13 protein-coding genes are annotated in these 15,396 nt (G+C 70.4%); 9 read left to right on the top strand and 4 right to left on the bottom strand.

From position 1 onward, the window contains the following. Position 1: 1 nt before the first annotated feature. The gene (locus QSK21_RS17130; protein WP_285696929.1) at positions 2–1,615 is read right to left on the bottom strand and encodes a bifunctional phosphatase PAP2/diacylglycerol kinase family protein; all 1,614 of its coding nucleotides are present in this window, start codon (positions 1,613–1,615) and stop codon (positions 2–4) included. Between the two features lie 239 nt (positions 1,616–1,854). Here QSK21_RS17130 and QSK21_RS17125 point away from each other — a divergent pair, with 239 nt between their 5' ends. From QSK21_RS17125 to QSK21_RS17095, 7 genes are all read left to right on the top strand, one after another. Then, the gene (locus tag QSK21_RS17125; protein ID WP_285696928.1) at positions 1,855–2,826 is read left to right on the top strand and encodes an ABC transporter permease; all 972 of its coding nucleotides are present in this window, start codon (positions 1,855–1,857) and stop codon (positions 2,824–2,826) included. Further along, on the top strand, positions 2,819–3,649 hold the full coding sequence (locus tag QSK21_RS17120) for an ABC transporter ATP-binding protein (protein ID WP_502871570.1): 831 nt from the start codon (positions 2,819–2,821) through the stop codon (positions 3,647–3,649). The genes QSK21_RS17125 and QSK21_RS17120 overlap by 8 nt, the downstream gene beginning before the upstream one ends. Positions 3,650–3,830: 181 nt before the next feature. Next, on the top strand, positions 3,831–5,231 hold the full coding sequence (locus QSK21_RS17115; RefSeq protein ID WP_285696926.1) for an ABC transporter substrate-binding protein: 1,401 nt from the start codon (positions 3,831–3,833) through the stop codon (positions 5,229–5,231). 64 nt (positions 5,232–5,295) lie between these two features. After that, positions 5,296–6,378: an ABC transporter ATP-binding protein gene (locus QSK21_RS17110; RefSeq protein ID WP_285696924.1), complete on the top strand. Its 1,083-nt coding sequence runs from the start codon at positions 5,296–5,298 to the stop codon at positions 6,376–6,378. After that, entirely contained in the window at positions 6,375–7,325 is a 951-nt protein-coding gene (locus QSK21_RS17105; protein ID WP_285696922.1) for a carbohydrate ABC transporter permease, read from the top strand. The genes QSK21_RS17110 and QSK21_RS17105 overlap by 4 nt, the downstream gene beginning before the upstream one ends. Further along, positions 7,322–8,227, top strand: coding sequence for a carbohydrate ABC transporter permease (locus tag QSK21_RS17100; protein WP_285696919.1), 906 nt, complete (start codon positions 7,322–7,324; stop codon positions 8,225–8,227). The genes QSK21_RS17105 and QSK21_RS17100 overlap by 4 nt, the downstream gene beginning before the upstream one ends. A gap of 55 nt (positions 8,228–8,282) precedes the next feature. Further along, positions 8,283–8,804, top strand: a complete 522-nt coding sequence (locus QSK21_RS17095) for a YbhB/YbcL family Raf kinase inhibitor-like protein (RefSeq protein WP_285696917.1) — start codon at positions 8,283–8,285, stop codon at positions 8,802–8,804. A 91-nt stretch (positions 8,805–8,895) separates the two neighbouring features. Here the strand turns inward: QSK21_RS17095 and QSK21_RS17090 are convergent, their stop codons facing one another. Next, positions 8,896–9,726, bottom strand: coding sequence for a phosphoribosylaminoimidazolesuccinocarboxamide synthase (locus QSK21_RS17090; RefSeq protein WP_285696915.1), 831 nt, complete (start codon positions 9,724–9,726; stop codon positions 8,896–8,898). Between the two features lie 158 nt (positions 9,727–9,884). On the opposite strand from QSK21_RS17090, the gene QSK21_RS17085 reads away from it, so the two are divergent. After that, entirely contained in the window at positions 9,885–11,000 is a 1,116-nt protein-coding gene (locus tag QSK21_RS17085) for a hypothetical protein (RefSeq protein ID WP_285696913.1), read from the top strand. A 132-nt stretch (positions 11,001–11,132) separates the two neighbouring features. On the opposite strand, the gene QSK21_RS17080 is transcribed toward QSK21_RS17085, so the two are convergent. After that, positions 11,133–11,477: a winged helix-turn-helix transcriptional regulator gene (locus QSK21_RS17080; RefSeq protein ID WP_285696912.1), complete on the bottom strand. Its 345-nt coding sequence runs from the start codon at positions 11,475–11,477 to the stop codon at positions 11,133–11,135. Positions 11,478–11,517: 40 nt separating this feature from the next. Between QSK21_RS17080 and QSK21_RS17075 the strand changes: the two genes are divergently transcribed. Further along, on the top strand, positions 11,518–12,393 hold the full coding sequence (locus QSK21_RS17075; RefSeq protein ID WP_285696909.1) for an NAD(P)-dependent oxidoreductase: 876 nt from the start codon (positions 11,518–11,520) through the stop codon (positions 12,391–12,393). On the opposite strand, the gene QSK21_RS17070 is transcribed toward QSK21_RS17075, so the two are convergent. Beyond that, positions 12,382–15,384 (bottom strand): AfsR/SARP family transcriptional regulator, encoded by a 3,003-nt coding sequence (locus QSK21_RS17070; protein WP_285696907.1) that lies wholly within the window; start codon positions 15,382–15,384, stop codon positions 12,382–12,384. The genes QSK21_RS17075 and QSK21_RS17070 overlap by 12 nt on opposite strands. Positions 15,385–15,396: the final 12 nt, after the last annotated feature.

Genomic DNA, 15,396 nt, shown 5'->3' with positions numbered 1-15,396 from the left:
GTCAGGACCGGGCGAACCCGCCGCCTCCCCTGGACGGGAGGCAGAACACCGCCAGCGCCCCGGGCCGCTTGGTGATGTGGACGGCGGACGGCAGCGTGGTCAGCTCGCCGTCCCTGGCCAGGGTCAGCTCCCCGTCCAGGGACGCCAGCTCCAGCGTGCCCGCGTGCCAGGACAGGTATCCGGGGGTGAGGTGCAGGTGCCCCGCCAGGACGGCCGCGAGCGCGCGCAGCCGTGGCACCCGCCGTCCGGTGGTGACCAGGCGGATGTCGAGCCTTCCGTCGTCCAGATGAGCGCGCCAGGTGGGGGCGGGGCCGCGCGACCCGTACATGCAGTTGCCGACGAACCCCAGCCAGACCAGCCTCCGCCGCCCGTTGACCAGCAGCGGCACCGGCTCGGAGCGCCGGAACGTGCGCGCCGCCGCGACCACCAGCGCGGGCCACCTGCCCAGCCGCCCGGCCAGCCGCTCCCGCCGCTCCACCAGTTCGGTGTACGCGCCGAGCCCGGCCGTGTTCAGGAAGATCAGCTCACCCGTGGAGTCGTCGTCGCCGGTGGAGCGGGTGGAGCCGTCGTGCGGCGGGGCGACGATCAGCCCGACGTCGACATGCCCGAGCCGCCCGCCCCGGTACGCCGCGACGGCGTCCTCGGCCGTCTCCAGGCCCAGCGCCCTGGCGAAGTGGTCGAACGTCCCGCCCGGAATCGGCAGCATCGGGACGTCGTGCCGCAGAGCGGCGCGCGCCCCGGCGTTCACCGTGCCGTCACCGCCGATCACGCCGAGGATCTCCCCCTGGGCGGCGGCGACCTCCAGCGCCTTGTCCACGTCCTCGTCCGGGTCCAGCCAGACGATCCGCGCGGCCGGCAGTTCCCGCTCCAGCAGGGAGACGGCGGCCTCGGTCGCGTTGCGCAGGATCGGTACGGACGGCATGCCGGTGTCGGCACCGCCCGCGGTGTCGTTGACGACCACGACCAGGCCCCGCCCGTCCCCGGTGACGGTGACCCGCTCGGTGGAGGTCCTGGTGATGTGCGCGACCGGTGGGCGCGCCGGCCAGACCAGGCGGGTGCCGATCGCGGCCAGGGCGCCGATCCCGACACCGGCCAGCACGTCCCCCGGGTAGTGCGCGCCGGTGTAGATCCGGGCGAACGCCACCGCCCCGGCCGTGATCGCCACCGGGACGGCCACGGCGCGCGGCGCCTCCATCGCCACCCCCGTCGCGAACGCCGCGGCCGAGGCCGAGTGCCCGGACGGGAACGCGTGCGAGGTCGGGAGCTCCCACCGGATCCGGATCGGCGGCACCAGGTTCACGACCGGCCGGGCCCGCCGGAACGCGTGCTTGCCGAGCACGTTCACCACCGGGCCGGCCACCGCGATCCCGATCGCGCCGCGCAGCGCGGCGCGCCGCAGCCTGGCCCGCCGGGTCAGCGCCATCGTCCCGGCCACCGTGAACCACAGCACCCCGTGGTCGGCGGCGCGGGACAGCCGGGGCAGCACGTTCTCCAGGCCGGGCAGGTGCGCGGCGGCCACCCGGTCGAACGCCCAGCGGTCGAGCCGCCCGAGCCTGCGCAGCGGCCCCTTCCGGTAGAGGAAGGGCTTGCGCCGCTCCTCCGTGGCGAGGCTCACAGCGGACTCCGCCGAACCACCGCCACGCCCGCACGCACGCCCCTCCAGAACCCTGCCGACCAGCGAATATCGGGGGGGCGGCACTACTCTGGATGCCCAGGAACGCCGTTCAAGGTGATCCGCTCGCATGTCGGGGGTATCCCCGGGAGGTCCGACATGATTCACCGAAGATCTCAATTCGGAGATCACATACCGGCGAACGTCTCTCACAGATGGTGGACTGCAATAGGCTTCCGCGCATGAGTCACCCGGAACGGCTCAGCACCTCGGGTGGCGATCCGGCCGGCGACATCGCACAGCCTTCCCTGAACGGAGTGGGCGGCGAGTCGCTGGCCGAATTCGCCGCGCGACACGGTCTGACCCAGAGTGCGGCGCGCCCCTCGCCCGGCAGGTACATCCGCGCGCTGTGGCAGCGACGCACGTTCATCTGGAACTTCGCCTCCGCCAAGACCGCTTCCACCTACAGCAGCTCCAGGCTGGGACAGCTCTGGCAGGTGCTCACCCCGCTGCTCAACGCCGGGGTCTACTTCCTGATCTTCGGTGTGCTGCTCAACACCGACCGGGGGATCAGCAACTTCACCGCCTACCTGATCACCGGCGTGTTCGTCTTCACGTTCACGCAGCGTTCGCTGACCGCGGGCGCCAAGTCGATCGGCAACAACCTTTCGCTGATCAGGGCCCTGCACTTCCCGCGCGCCTCGCTGCCGTTCGCGCACGTGCTGATGGAGCTCCAGCAGTTGCTGATCTCCATGGCCGTGCTGCTGATCATCGTGCTGGCCACCGGCGAGCCGCCCACCCTGCGCTGGCTGCTGGTCGTGCCGGTGCTGCTGCTCCAGTTGGTGTTCAACATCGGCATCAGCCTGGCCATCGCCAGGCTGGGCGCCTTCGTCCGCGACATCCAGCAGTTGCTCCCGTTCATCACGCGAACCTGGCTGTACTTCTCCGGCGTGTTCTTCTTCATCCCCGCCATGGCCCAGCGGTTCGCCGACCAGGGCCACTCGTGGGTGGGGCAGGTCCTGGAGGCCAACCCCGGGGCGGTGTTCATCACGCTGATGCGCTACGCCCTGATCGACAGCTTCCACTCGGACGTGGCGCCGTACAACATGAACTTCACCCAGATGTGGGTGCTCGGCGTGATCTGGTCGCTGATCGCCTTCCTCGGGGGTTTCTGGTACTTCTACCGTGCGGAGGAGAGGTACGGCCGTGGCTAAGGCGCTCAGGGAGCTGAAAGAGCAGGCACGCGTGAACGGCACGCAGCAGCCCGAGGTCGTGATCGACCCCACCCGCGAGCCGATCGTGGTGGTGGACGGCCTGCACATCATCTACCGCGTCTACAGCAGCGGCGGCGGCAAGGGCACGGCGGCCAGCGCGCTGCTGCGCATCCTCCGCCGCCAGCAGCGGCCCTCGATGACCGAGGTGCACGCGGTCCGCGGCGTCTCGTTCATCGCGTACCGGGGCGACGCGATCGGCGTGATCGGCACCAACGGGTCCGGCAAGTCCACCCTGCTGAAGGCCATCGCCGGGCTGCTGCCGCCCGCGCGCGGCGCCGTCTACACCGACGGGCAGCCCTCCCTGCTGGGCGTGAACGCCGCGCTGATGCGCGACCTGTCCGGCTCCCGCAACATCGTCCTGGGCTGCCTGGCCATGGGCCTCAGCCAGGAGGAGACCAAGGCGAAGTACGAGGAGATCGTGAAGTTCGCCGATCTCAAGAAGGGCTTCATCGACTACCCGATGTCGACCTACTCCTCCGGGATGGGCGCCCGCCTGCGGTTCGCGATCGCCGCAGCACGCACGCACGACGTGATGCTCATCGACGAGGCGCTGGCCACCGGCGACGCCAAGTTCAAGCGGCGCAGCAAGGCCAAGATCGACGAGCTGCGCAAGGACGCCGGCGCGGTGTTCCTGGTCGCGCACAACCTCGATGTGATCGAGGAGACCTGCAACCGGGTGATCTGGCTGGACGAGGGCCAGATCAAGATGGACGGGCCGCCCGCCGAGGTGCTTCAGGCGTACACCGAGGCCACCGGCAAGTAACGGGCACGCGAGGTCTGTCGCGCTCGTGCCGGGGCGTGGCACGCGATTTTCCGGCGTTTTGTCGTGTTTGTTATTGCTGTGACGTAAGTCATCGCTGTTGCATGGAGTTACCAATTCGTCGCTGGATGAGAGGGCCGTGTCGATCTAACTTCGGAGGGAGACTTCAGCGAGGAGAGCTCCCATGGCTGATCGGCTCAGCAGACGCGGCTTCCTGACGTCCACCGCCCTCGCGGCCGGCGCGTACGGCCTCACCGCCGGGTGCGCCAGCGAGACCAGCGGCCCCGCCGCCAGGAACACCGGCGGCGCCCCCAAGGAGGTCTTCTCCTCCCCCGGGAGAAAACTCAGCGGCTCCCTCAGCGTCCTGATGTGGAGCCACTTCGTCCCCCGCCACGACAAGTGGTTCGACAAGTTCGCCGCCGACTGGGGCAAGAAGGTCGGCGTCGACGTCCGCATCGACCACATCAACACCGTGGACGTGCCGCGCCGCGCCGCCTCCGAGATCCAGGCCGGGCGGGGCCACGACCTGATCCAGCACATCGCCCCGTTCTCCCAGTACGAGCCGTCCGTCCTCGACATGACCGATGTCGTCCAGGAGGCCAACCGGCGGTGGGGGCAGCAGCTTGAGCTGTGCCGCAAGTCCAGCTTCAACCCCAACACCGAGCGGTTCTACTGCTACTGCCCCGGCTGGTCCCCCGACCCGGGCAACTACCGCAAGTCGATGTGGCAGAAGGTCGGCATGCCCAACGGCCCCGGTAGCTGGGACGAACTGCTGCGCGGCGCCAGCGAGATCAAACGCACCACCGGCGTCCCGTGCGGCCTGGGCCTGTCCCCCGAGACCGACTCCAACATGGTCGCGCGGGCGCTGCTGTGGTCCTTCGGCGCCTCCGAGCAGGACGCCAACGAGCGCGTCACCCTCAACTCCGACGAGGCCGTGGCCGCGGTCGACTTCATGACCCGGCTGTGGAAGGGCGCCGAGACCGAGGAGGTGTTCTCCTGGGTCCCCGCGTCCAACAACCAGCAGATGATCGCGGGCAAGTCGTCGTACATCGTCAACTCGATCTCCGCCTGGCGCACCGCGGCCGGCACCAACCCCACCATCGCCGACGACATCTTCTTCGTCCCCGCGCTGCGCGGCCCGCGCGCCGCCCTGGCCGCCCAGCACGTCATCCAGCAGTGGATCGTCCCCAAGCACGCCGGGAACCCGGACGCGGCCAAGGAGTTCCTGCTGCACTACACCGCCAACTTCCCCTCGGTGACCTACCACTCCGAGCTGTACGACCTGCCCGCCTGGCCGTCCCTCGTCCCGCAGGCCAACGACTGGCTGGACAAGGACCCCTACGGCGCCAACCCGCCCAACAAGCTCAGCCTGCTGAAGACCGCCACGTCCTGGAGCGCCAACATCGGCTACCCCGGCCCGTCCAACCCGGCCATCGGCGAGATCTTCAGCACCAACGTGCTGCCCACCATGTTCGGCCGCGCCGCCCGCGGCCAGGTCAGCGCGAAGCAGGCGGTGGAGGAGGCGGAGGGCCAGATCAACCGCATCTTCCGCAACTGGCGCAACCGCCGCCTGGTCGGGGGCTGACCGTGCCCGTGGCCTCGCTTCGCCCGGCGCCGTACGGCGCCCTGACTCGCCGACGGGTGGCCCTATGAAGACCGTTGAGGTTCGGGAACTGGTGAAGGTCTACGACGGGCATGTGCGGGCCCGGCGGAGACGGACGGGCACCGCACGGGACGCGGACACGCGTGCCCTGGACGGCGTGGACCTCGCCGCCGAAGCCGGGGAGTACCTCGTGCTGCTCGGGCCGTCCGGGTGCGGGAAGACGACGCTGCTGCGCACCATCGCGGGGCTGGAGCAGCCCACCGGCGGCGAGGTGCTCATCGACGGGCAGGTGGTGAACGGGCTTCCGCCGCGCGTCCGGCAGGTCGCGATGGTGTTCCAGTCGTACGCGCTGTACCCGCACAAGAGCGTCCTGGACAACATCGTCTTCCCGCTCAAGGCCGAGAAGGTCGACCGCGCCGAGCGGGAGAAGAAGGCGCGGTGGGCGGCGGGCCTGCTGGGCATCGAACCGCTGCTGGGACGGCGTCCCCGGCAGTTGTCGGGCGGCGAGCGGCAGCGGGTCGCGCTCGCGCGGGCGCTGGTCCGCGACCCGGCGGTGTTCCTGCTGGACGAGCCGCTGTCCAACCTGGACGCCAAGCTGCGCGCCACCGCCAGGGACGAGCTGCGCCGCTTCCAGGAGCGGGTCGGCACCACCACCATCTACGTGACGCACGACCAGGCCGAGGCGATGGGGCTCGGCGACCGCATCGCCGTTCTGGAACGCGGCAAGGTGCGTCAGGTCGGCACTCCCGTCGAGGTGTACGACGACCCCGCCGACACGTTCGTGGCGACCTTCATCGGCTCGCCTCCCATGAACCTGGTGCCCCGGTCCGACCGGCTGGTCGGGTTCCGTCCCGAGCACCTGCTGCCCGCCGAGGTCGTCCAGGTGGACGAGCGGGTCACGATGCCGCTGCGGATCGAGCGGATGGAGTACCTGTCGGGCGACCGGCACGTGTACGGGACGGTCACCGGCATCGGCGAGGAGACCCGGGTGATCGCCCGGCTGCCGGCCACGGTGACGCTCCCGCTGAGCGCCGGGGAGACCCACGAGTTCGCCGTGGAGGCGACGCGGCTGCGGTTCTTCGACGCCGAGTCGGGTGTACGGGCCGAACCGGTGAGGCTTTCCGCATGACCGGCGAGCACATGACGACGCTGAAGGAGGCGCCGCCCGTCGATCGGACCGCCCCGGTGCGGAAGGCCGGGCTCGCCGACCGGGAGGGATTCCTGGCGTGGGCGATGCTGCTGCCCTCCGTCGTCTACATCGTCGCGCTGGTCGGGGTGCCGTTCGTCCTGGCGATCGCGTTCGCGTTCTCGGACGTGACCACCGGCGACCCCTCCTTCGACTGGGTCGGGTTCGCCAACTTCGACGCGATCTTCGACGACGGGGTGTTCTGGCGGGCGCTGACCAACACCCTCGTCTTCACGCTGGTGTCGATGCTGCTGATCGTGGTGTTCGGCAAGATCCTGGCGAACATCCTGGTCGCCGACTTCCGCGGCAAGTGGGTGGTGCGGTTCCTGGTGCTGCTGCCCTGGACCACCCCGGTCGCGCTGTCCACGATCTCCTGGCTGTGGTTCCTGGACTCGATCTACTCCCCGGTCGACTGGGTGCTGCGCCATCTCGGGCTGATCGACGACAACGTGGTCTGGCTCGGCGGCCCCGGCACCGCGATGGCCTCGGTGATCGCCGTCCATGTCTGGCGGCTCACCCCGCTGGCCGCGGTGATCGTGATGGCGGGCCTGGTGGCGATCCCCCGCGACATCGACGAGGCGGCGCGGATCGACGGCGCCGGTTTCTGGCGGCGGATGTTCGAGGTCACCATCCCGATGACGATGCCGGTGATCGCTGTGTCCGCGCTGTTCGGCGCCATCCTGACCTTCACCGACATGACGGTCTCCTACGTGCTGACCCGCGGCGGTCCCACGCACGCCACCGACGTGCTGGCGTCCTGGGCATACTTCCGCGGCATCGAGGGCGGCGACGTCGGCCAGGGCGCCGCGATCGCCCTGTTCCTGTTCCCGCTCCTCCTCGCCGCCGCCATCGCGATTCTGAGGGCTGTACGCCGTCTGGGGGCGTCGTGAGTGCTGTCGCTGATTCGGCGGACGTGGCCTCGGTCGAGGCGGCGCGGCTGCGGAGGAAGTACGCGCGGCGGCACGTCGCCTCGCGCGTCGGCGTGTACGGGTCGGCGGTGCTGGCGGCCCTGGTGTGCGCGCTGCCGTTCCTGTGGAGCCTGGTCAGCGCGTTCAAGCAGAACCGCGACCTGTACAACCCCAACAGCAACCCGTTCCTGTTCAACGAGCCCGCAACGCCCGACCACGTCCGGTACCTGCTGTTCGACACCCCGTTCCCGACGTTCGTGTGGAACACGGTCGTGGTGGGGCTGGCGGTGGTCCTGCTCACGCTCGCGCTGTCGTTGCCCGCCGCCTACAGCCTGGCCCGGCTGAACCGGCCGTGGGGCACCCCGATGGGCATCGCGATCTTCCTGGTGTACCTGGTGCCGCCGTCCCTGTTGTTCCTGTCCCTCACCCGGGTGGTGGTCGCGCTCGGGCTGGAGGACTCGATCTGGTCGATGGTCGTCGTCTACCCGACCATCACCGTGCCGGTCTCGGTGTGGCTGCTGATCGGGTTCCTCAAGGCCGTCCCGAAGGACGTGGAGGAGCAGGCGATGGTGGACGGCCACAGCCGACTGGGGGCGTTCGCCCGCACCGTGCTGCCCCTGATCTTCCCCGGCATCGTCGCGGTGGTGGTGTTCGCGTTCACGCTGACGGCCAGCGAGTTCGTGTACGCGCTGGCGTTCGTGTCCGCGAGCCCGAAGATGGTGGTGAGCACGGGCGTCCCGACCCAGTTGATCCGGGGGGACGTGTTCTTCTGGCAGTCCCTCCAGGCCGCCACGGTGATCATGGCGGTGCCGATCGCGTTGCTGTTCAACCTGTTCCTGGATCGGTTCGTCACGGGTTTCACGATGGGAGCCGTGAAGACCTGAGCGCCGCGCTGATAGGTATGGGGGAACCGATCGAAACGACATCGAGGAGGCCGCCATGCCCGGCAAGCCGCCGCTGCCCCACGAGTACCTGCCCGAGGTTCCCTCGTTCACCGTCACCAGCACCGATGTGACGGAGGGCGAGCAGCTCGACAACAAGCACGTCTTCAACGACTGGGGGTTCAGCGGCCAGAACCTGTCGCCGCAGCTGAGCTGGTCCGGTTTCCCCGAGGAGACCAAGAGCTTCGCGGTGACCTGCTACGACCCGGACGCGCCCACCGGCAGCGGGTTCTGGCACTGGTCGCTGTTCGACATCCCCGTGGACGTCACCGAGCTGCCCACCGGCGCCGGCACCGAGGACAGCAAGATCGGCGTGCATGCCCGCAACGACTACGGCGTCAAGGCGTTCGGTGGTGCGGCCCCGCCGCCCGGCGACCCGCACCGCTACGTCTTCACCGTGCACGCCCTTGACGTGGAGTCCCTGGGCCTCGACTCGGACGCGTCCCCTGCCGTGGTCGGCTTCAACATCACCGCCCACACCTTGGCGCGGGCGAGCATCGTCCCGGTCTACGCGAGCTGACGGGCGCCGTGGAGGCGCGCGGCCCTGTGGTCAGCCGCGCGCCTCACGCTCCGCGGCATCGCGTCATCGGCGATCGTGAAGGGCACGGCCGTCATTCCCAGCGGGTGCCGGTGAGGCGTTCGTACACCTCGACGTAGCGGGCTCGGGTGGCGTCGACGATCTCCTGGGGGATGGCGGGGCCCGGCGGGGTGCGGTCCCAGTCGAGGGTGCTGCTCCAGTCGCGGACGTACTGCTTGTCGAGGGAGTGCTGTGGACGTCCGGGCCGCCACTCGTCCGCGGGCCAGAACCGCGAGGAGTCGGGGGTCAGGACCTCGTCCGCCAGCATGAGCGTGCCGTCGGCGGCGCGGCCGAACTCCAGCTTGGTGTCGGCGATGACGATCCCGCGTTCGGCGGCGAGCTCCGCGCCCCGGCGGTAGATCTCAAGGGTGACCTCCTTGAGACGCGCGGCGGTGTCGGCGCCGATCTCGGCCGCCACCTCCTCGTGGGTGATGAACTCGTCGTGGCCCTCGGCCGCCTTGGTGGTCGGGGTGAAGATCGGCTCGGGCAGCCGGTCCGCCTCCACCAGCCCCGGTGGCAGCGGGACGCCGGACACGGTTCCGTTCTTCTGGTACTCCTTGAGCCCGAGGCCCGTCAGGTAGCCGCGGGCGATCCACTCCACCGGCAGCATCGACAGCCGCCGGCATCTGATCGCCCGCCCGGCCCACTCGTCCGGCACGTCGGTCGCGGACACGACGTGGTTGGGGATCACGTCCTTGAGCCGCTCGAACCACCACAGGGACAGCCGGGTGAGAATCTTCCCCTTGTCGGGGATCAGCGTGGGCAGCACCACGTCGTACACGCTCACCCGGTCCGAGGCGACGAGGATCAGATCGTCCCCGTCCGCGTACACGTCCCTGACCTTGCCCGAATGGACCAGTTCCATGAATGTCCCCAGCCGAGTACCGTCCGCTTACGCAGGAACGATATCCGCGCCCGGTGACGGCCCGGGACGGCGGGCCACCGCGATCACGCCTCCTTCCCGCCAGGGACGGACAGTGCGGAACTAGGCTTCCGGTTGCCGAACGATCAAGGATGCGCGCGATGCCCGAACGACCTCTGCGCGCCGACGTCCTGACCCTCCTGGGCCGGGCGGACCACCTGCGTGCGCTGTCGTCGGTCACCGCCGGCGACCTGCTGACCGGACACCCGCTGGACGACCCGTCCCACATCCTCCTACGCGAGCTGGCGTGGACCGAGGGCATGGAGGCCGTCCGCAGCTATCTGTCGCACCCGTCCGAACGCGAGGCCGCTCTGGCGCGGGTCCTCCAACGGCTGAGGGCCATCGACCTCGAACCACTGCAAACCCACGACCCCCGCGCACTCCTCCCCATCACAACCGGCCTCGTGGCCTGGGCCGACGAACGTTCCTTCGCCGTCTTCCGCCCCGGCGCCCGAGAACACCGTCACGGGCACTCGTTCACAGCCGCCCATGAACTGGCTGCCTCAGCGTCCGCAAGGCGCTACTACGCCTTCAGCGTCCCCGACCACCCGGGCTTCTATTACCAACCGACCTCCATCGCCGTGGTAGCCGCAGGCTGGGACTGGCTGGCGGAACACGGCGACAACGCACCGGGGCTGACCCCCGCCCAACGCTACGCAGCCGCCCTCCTACGGCAGCTCCCAGGCAACCGAGAAGACCAAGCCCGGGACCTTTTCCTTGTGCACGAAGCCGCTCACACCCTGGAACTCAACGCCGCGTCGCCTGCCCTGCAAGCCCTGGAACGTACGGGCCACGACCCCGCCGACGCCTTCAGCCACGGCCTGCCCACCCGGCACCACCTGGGCGCCTGGGACCGCCTGGCCAAGGGCGAAGGGGATCCGAGCCGGCGAACGTTCGACATCACCTTCGTCCTGTCCGACGTCCTGGCGACCTGGACCCAATCGATCGCATACCCGGGCCACCCTCTCAATCGCCTCCAGGCCGCCTACCTATGGCAGGTCGTCACGTCCCCCAGCCCGCAGAGCCTCCGCCGCGGCACCATCACCAGCCTGAGAGCGGCCGAACTCCTCGACCTCCCGGCACTCGCCCGCGACCTGGAGGAGGTCCTCAGTGCCGCCCTCACGGCCCCGCACACCGTTCCGGTCCTGCTCAAGGAGCTGGAGGACCGCAGCCGGCGCCTCCTACAAGAGCGCTTCCACCGATCCGTCCTCGAATGACGCGGTGAATCGAACAGCGGGTTCTCCGTGTCCCGCGATACCCACCTTTTTGTGGGTACTTGGCTAGGCACGGTCATCGGGCGAGGCTGGTGGTGGCGGTCAGGGGACCGCCGGAACGGAGGTGACGCGCGTTCAGGAAACCCGCTGGGCCAGTTTTTCGAGGCGGCGGTGGCCCCAGTCGGAAAGGGGTGTCAGCGCCTCGGCGAGGTCGCGGCCGAAATCGGTGAGGGAGTACACCGTCTTGAGCGGTAGCCCCTCGTGTACCTCGCGGTGGACCAGGCCGTCGTCCTCCATTTCGCGGAGCGCCTGAGTCAGCACCTTCTCGCTGATGCCCGGGATCCGCCGGCGTAGCTCGCCGGGGCGGTACGGACGGCCCTCCAGGAGCCAGAGCAGGGTGGTCTTCCACTTGCCATCGATCACGGCGATCGCGGCGGTCACCCCGCAGACGTTGGTGTTCTGAGCGAGTTTGCGCGTCATCACCGTCCCCGTGTTCATCGAGTCTGTTGGGGGTCAAGCTATGTCTGAACAGTCTGCCGTCACCGTCATCGGTCTTGGACCCATGGGACGTGCGTTGGCGGGCGCGTTCGTGGACGCCGGTCTGCGGACCACCGTCTGGAACCGGACTCCGGGCCGGGACGGGGAGCTCATAGAGCGAGGCGCGATCCGCGCCGGTTCGGCCGAGGAGGCGGTCGCGGCGAGCGACCTGACCGTGGTCTGCGTGGTGAACTACGACGCGTCGGATTCGATACTGCGGCGGGACGCGGTGGCCGGGGCACTCAAGGGGCGCACGTTGGTGAACCTGACGGCCGACACGCCCGAACGGGCCCGTGACACCGCCGCATGGGCGTCCGGCCACGGCATCCGTTACCTGGACGGCGCGATCATGACGCCGGTCGTCACCATCGGGACGCCCGACGCGGTGTTCATCCACAGCGGCCCGAAGGAGCTCTACCAGAGGCACCTGCCGGTGCTGGAGGCGCTGGGCGGCACCCACACCCATCTGGGCGAGGACATCGGCCGGGCCGCCGCGTACGACCTCGCGCTGCTGGACGTCTTCTGGACGGCGATGGCGGGCTACGCGCACGCCCTCGCGCTGGCGAAGGCGGAGGGGGTCACCGCACGCGAGCTGGTCCCGTTCGCCAAGGGCATCGGCGCCATCCTGCCGCCGATCTTCGAGGAGCTGGCGGCGGGCGTGGACGGCGGGGACTACTCCGACGCGAGCAACCCGATCACCTCGGCGGCGTCGTCGATGGCCCACGTCATCCACGCGTCCGAGTCCCACGGGATCGACGCGAGCGTCATGCGGGCCGCCGAGGGCCTGGCCCGCCGCGTCATCGGGATGGGCCACGGCACGGACGGCTTCATCCGCATCACCGAACTCCTACGACCTTGACCGGGCGGTCGGCCCCGACTCCGGCGAGAGCCGCAGGCCGGTGACCAGGTCGAGCGGGGCCGGATGGGAACGGCCCTTGTCGTAGGCGGCCTCGAAACCCGGTCCCAAGGTGCCGCGCAGGGCGTCTGTGAGGCTTCGGACGTCCGGGTGGCGGGTGTCGGGGCCGCCTCGGAGGGCGTGGGCGGCGCCGAGGAGTTCGGCGGCGGGGGTCGCGGCGCCTTGGCGGTGGAGCAGATGGGCCAGGCCGACCGTCAGTACGGCGACCATGGGCATGTCGGGCATGGTGGCGGCCAGGGAGAGGGCTTGGGTCAGGTGGTCTTCGGCTGCGTCCAGGTCTCCCCTGGCGACGTCCAGGTGGCCTTGGGACGAGAGGAAGAGAACCTGGGACGGGACGTCTGTCGGGTTGGCCAGGCTCAGGTGGTGGGCTGCTTCGTCCAGTTCACCCCTGTGACGGGCCAGGTCGGCCAGGACGAGGCGGGCGAGGGTCGTGTGGTCGGCCGAGGTCGCGTCGGCCATCACGGCGCGCAGCTCGCTCTCGGCCTTCTCCAGATCGCCCGTGTGGACGCGGATCATGGCCAGCCAGATGCGCTGCTGGTTGTCGGGGCCCAGCTCGGCGGCGACCCGGGTGGATTCCTCCAGTGCGGTCGCGGCGGCGTCGAAGTCGCCGGTCGCCGACGCGGCGAAGGCCGCCGAGGCCAGGGAGACCGACAGGCCCCAGCGGTCGCCTGAGCGGCGGAAGGCGGTGACGGCCTCGGACAGGTCACGGCGGGCCTGAACGGAGGAGCCGACGGGTGAGCCGACGGCGGAGCCGTTCGACGCGCCGTTCAGGAACGAGCGGATGAGCCAGGTCATCGCGCGGGTCCAGGCGTCGGGGTGCACGAGGTACGGTTCCAGGGCTCGCAGGCCCGCGGGCATGTCATCGGTTCCGAGGCGGCTCAGCGCCTGGACGTGCGCGGCGAGGGGGCCTTCGGCGGGAGGCCCGCCGGCGGGGATCTCGGAGAGCTCTCCCGCGAAGGTGGCGTTGAGGAGGAGGCCGAAGAGGGCCTTCGGGCGGGCCGGGGCCTCGCCGGGCATGGACAGGACGGTACGCAGGCGGTGCGTCGCCTCCGTGTGGTCGCCCTGGATCGTCCAGTACGGGCTGAGCGCGGCGGCGAGGCGGACGGCGGAGCCGGTGTCGCCCGAGTCGCAGGCGTGACGCAGGGCCGCCACGAGGTTGTCGCGTTCGGCGTTCAGGCGGGAGAGCCAGCGCAGTTGGCCGGGGCCGCGCAGGTGGGGTTCGGCCTGCTCGGCCAGGTCCAGGAAGCGGGCGAGAAAAGCGTGTCGGGCCGGTTCCAGGCGGCCGGTCTCGGTCAGGCGTTCGAGGCCGTACTCGCGGATGGTGTCGAGCATCCGGTAGCGGGTGCCGTCCAACTGGAGCAGGGACTTCTCGACCAAGGCGTCCAGGATCTCCAGCGGTGTCCCGGCGTGTTCGGCCGCGAAGGTGGCGGGGAAGACGGCCAGGCGTTCGGCCGCGTCGCGTTCGGTGTCGTTGAGGAGGTCCCAGCTCCAGGCGACCACACCGCGAAGGGTCTGGTGGCGGGGCAGGGCCGTGCGGCTCCCGTTCGTCAGGACGCGGAAGCGGTCGTCCAGGCGGGCGGCCAGGTGGTCCAGGGGCATGGAGCGAAGGCGCGCGGCGGCCAGTTCGATGGCCAGGGGCAGGCCGTCCAGGCGGCTGCAGATGGCGGCCACCCGTGGGTCCGGGCGAAAGCCGGGTTGGGCCGCGCGTGCCCTGTCCAGGAAGAGGCGGACGGCCGAGTCCTCGCCCAGGGGCGGTACGGGAAGCAGGGCCTCACCCGTGATGGCCAGGGGTTCGCGGCTGGTCGCGAGGATCGTCAGGGACGGGCAGCGGCCCAGCAGGTCGTCGGCCAGCCGCGCGGCGGCGCCGATCACGTGCTCGCAGTTGTCCAGGATGAGCAGGGTGCGGGAGGAGCCGAGGGCTTCGGTCAGGCGGTCGATGAGGGTGCCGGGACGGTGTGATTCGTGGAGCTCCAGGGCTGCGGCGACCGCCCGGGGAACCTCCTCGGGGTCGCTCACGGGGGCGAGGTCGACGAACCAGCCCTCGGTGACCGTCGATGTGGCGAGGCGGGTCTTGCCCACGCCGCCGGGGCCGACGAGGGTGACGAGGCGGTTCTCGGCCAGGAGCCCGCGTAGCCGCGCCTGCTCGCGCTCGCGGCCGATGAAGCTGGTCAAGGGTGCGCGCAGGTTGCCTCGCGGCGATCTCGTCCCTCGCAGGACGGCCAGGTGGAGGTCTTGGAGGTCGGGACCCGGGTCGGTGCCCAGCTCGTCGGCCAGGAAGCGCCTGTAGTGCTCATAGGCGGTGAAGGCTTCGGGCTGCCTGCCGTCGAGGTGCAGGGCGTTGATGAGCAGGCCGCGCAGCCGTTCACGGAACGGGTGCGCGGCCGTCAGCTCGTCGAGCTCGGCCGCCAGGGAGGCGGGGTCGGCCCCAAGCTTGAGGTCTGCGTCGATGCGGTCTTCCAGGACGTTCAGGCGCAGCTCTTCAAGCCGTACGGCGGTGTTGGCGGCGTACGGAAAACGGGAGGACAGATCGGCCAGGGCCGGGCCTCGCCACAGCCCCAGGGCTTCACGCAGGTGGACGGACGCCTCGCGCAAGCGGCCGTCACGGAACGCCTGGCGGCCCTGCCCTGCGAGCTGCTCAAAGCACGCCGCGTCCACGGCGGCAGACGGCACGTCCAGGCAGTACCCCTCTGAGCGCAGCACCAGGGAGCCCTCGGGCAGGGCGCGGCGCAGGCGTGTGACGAGCGAGTGCAGCGCGTGGGACGGGTTCTCCGGGGCCTCCTCGGGCCAGAGCGCCTGGCACAAGGACTCCTGCGGGACCGGCCGCCCCGCGTCCAAGGCGAGGCGGGCCAGTAGCGCGCGCAGGCGCAGGCCGCCGATGCGCACGATGGCACCATCGGCCTCCACCTGGAGAGGACCGAGGATGCGAACGCGCATACCGCCACTTTG

Source organism: Actinomadura sp. NBRC 104412 (genome assembly GCF_030269515.1).
Classification (GTDB): domain Bacteria; phylum Actinomycetota; class Actinomycetes; order Streptosporangiales; family Streptosporangiaceae; genus Spirillospora.
The sequence above is the reverse complement of the archived record's forward strand: the minus strand, read 5'-3'. Positions and strand labels throughout refer to the sequence as shown.

Bases quoted from the DNA above. Each gene is read 5' to 3' on its own strand.
- QSK21_RS17090 (WP_285696915.1), bottom strand. From the start codon at position 9,726: ATGGAACTGGTCCATTCGGGCAAGGTCAGGGACGTGTACGCGGACGGG.
- QSK21_RS17080 (WP_285696912.1), bottom strand. From the start codon at position 11,477: ATGACGCGCAAACTCGCTCAGAACACCAACGTCTGCGGGGTGACCGCC.
- QSK21_RS17105 (WP_285696922.1), top strand. From the start codon at position 6,375: ATGACCGGCGAGCACATGACGACGCTGAAGGAGGCGCCGCCCGTCGAT.
- QSK21_RS17095 (WP_285696917.1), top strand. From the start codon at position 8,283: ATGCCCGGCAAGCCGCCGCTGCCCCACGAGTACCTGCCCGAGGTTCCC.
- QSK21_RS17125 (WP_285696928.1), top strand. From the start codon at position 1,855: ATGAGTCACCCGGAACGGCTCAGCACCTCGGGTGGCGATCCGGCCGGC.
- QSK21_RS17075 (WP_285696909.1), top strand. From the start codon at position 11,518: ATGTCTGAACAGTCTGCCGTCACCGTCATCGGTCTTGGACCCATGGGA.
- QSK21_RS17115 (WP_285696926.1), top strand. From the start codon at position 3,831: ATGGCTGATCGGCTCAGCAGACGCGGCTTCCTGACGTCCACCGCCCTC.
- QSK21_RS17085 (WP_285696913.1), top strand. From the start codon at position 9,885: ATGCCCGAACGACCTCTGCGCGCCGACGTCCTGACCCTCCTGGGCCGG.
- QSK21_RS17070 (WP_285696907.1), bottom strand. From the start codon at position 15,384: ATGCGCGTTCGCATCCTCGGTCCTCTCCAGGTGGAGGCCGATGGTGCC.
- QSK21_RS17110 (WP_285696924.1), top strand. From the start codon at position 5,296: ATGAAGACCGTTGAGGTTCGGGAACTGGTGAAGGTCTACGACGGGCAT.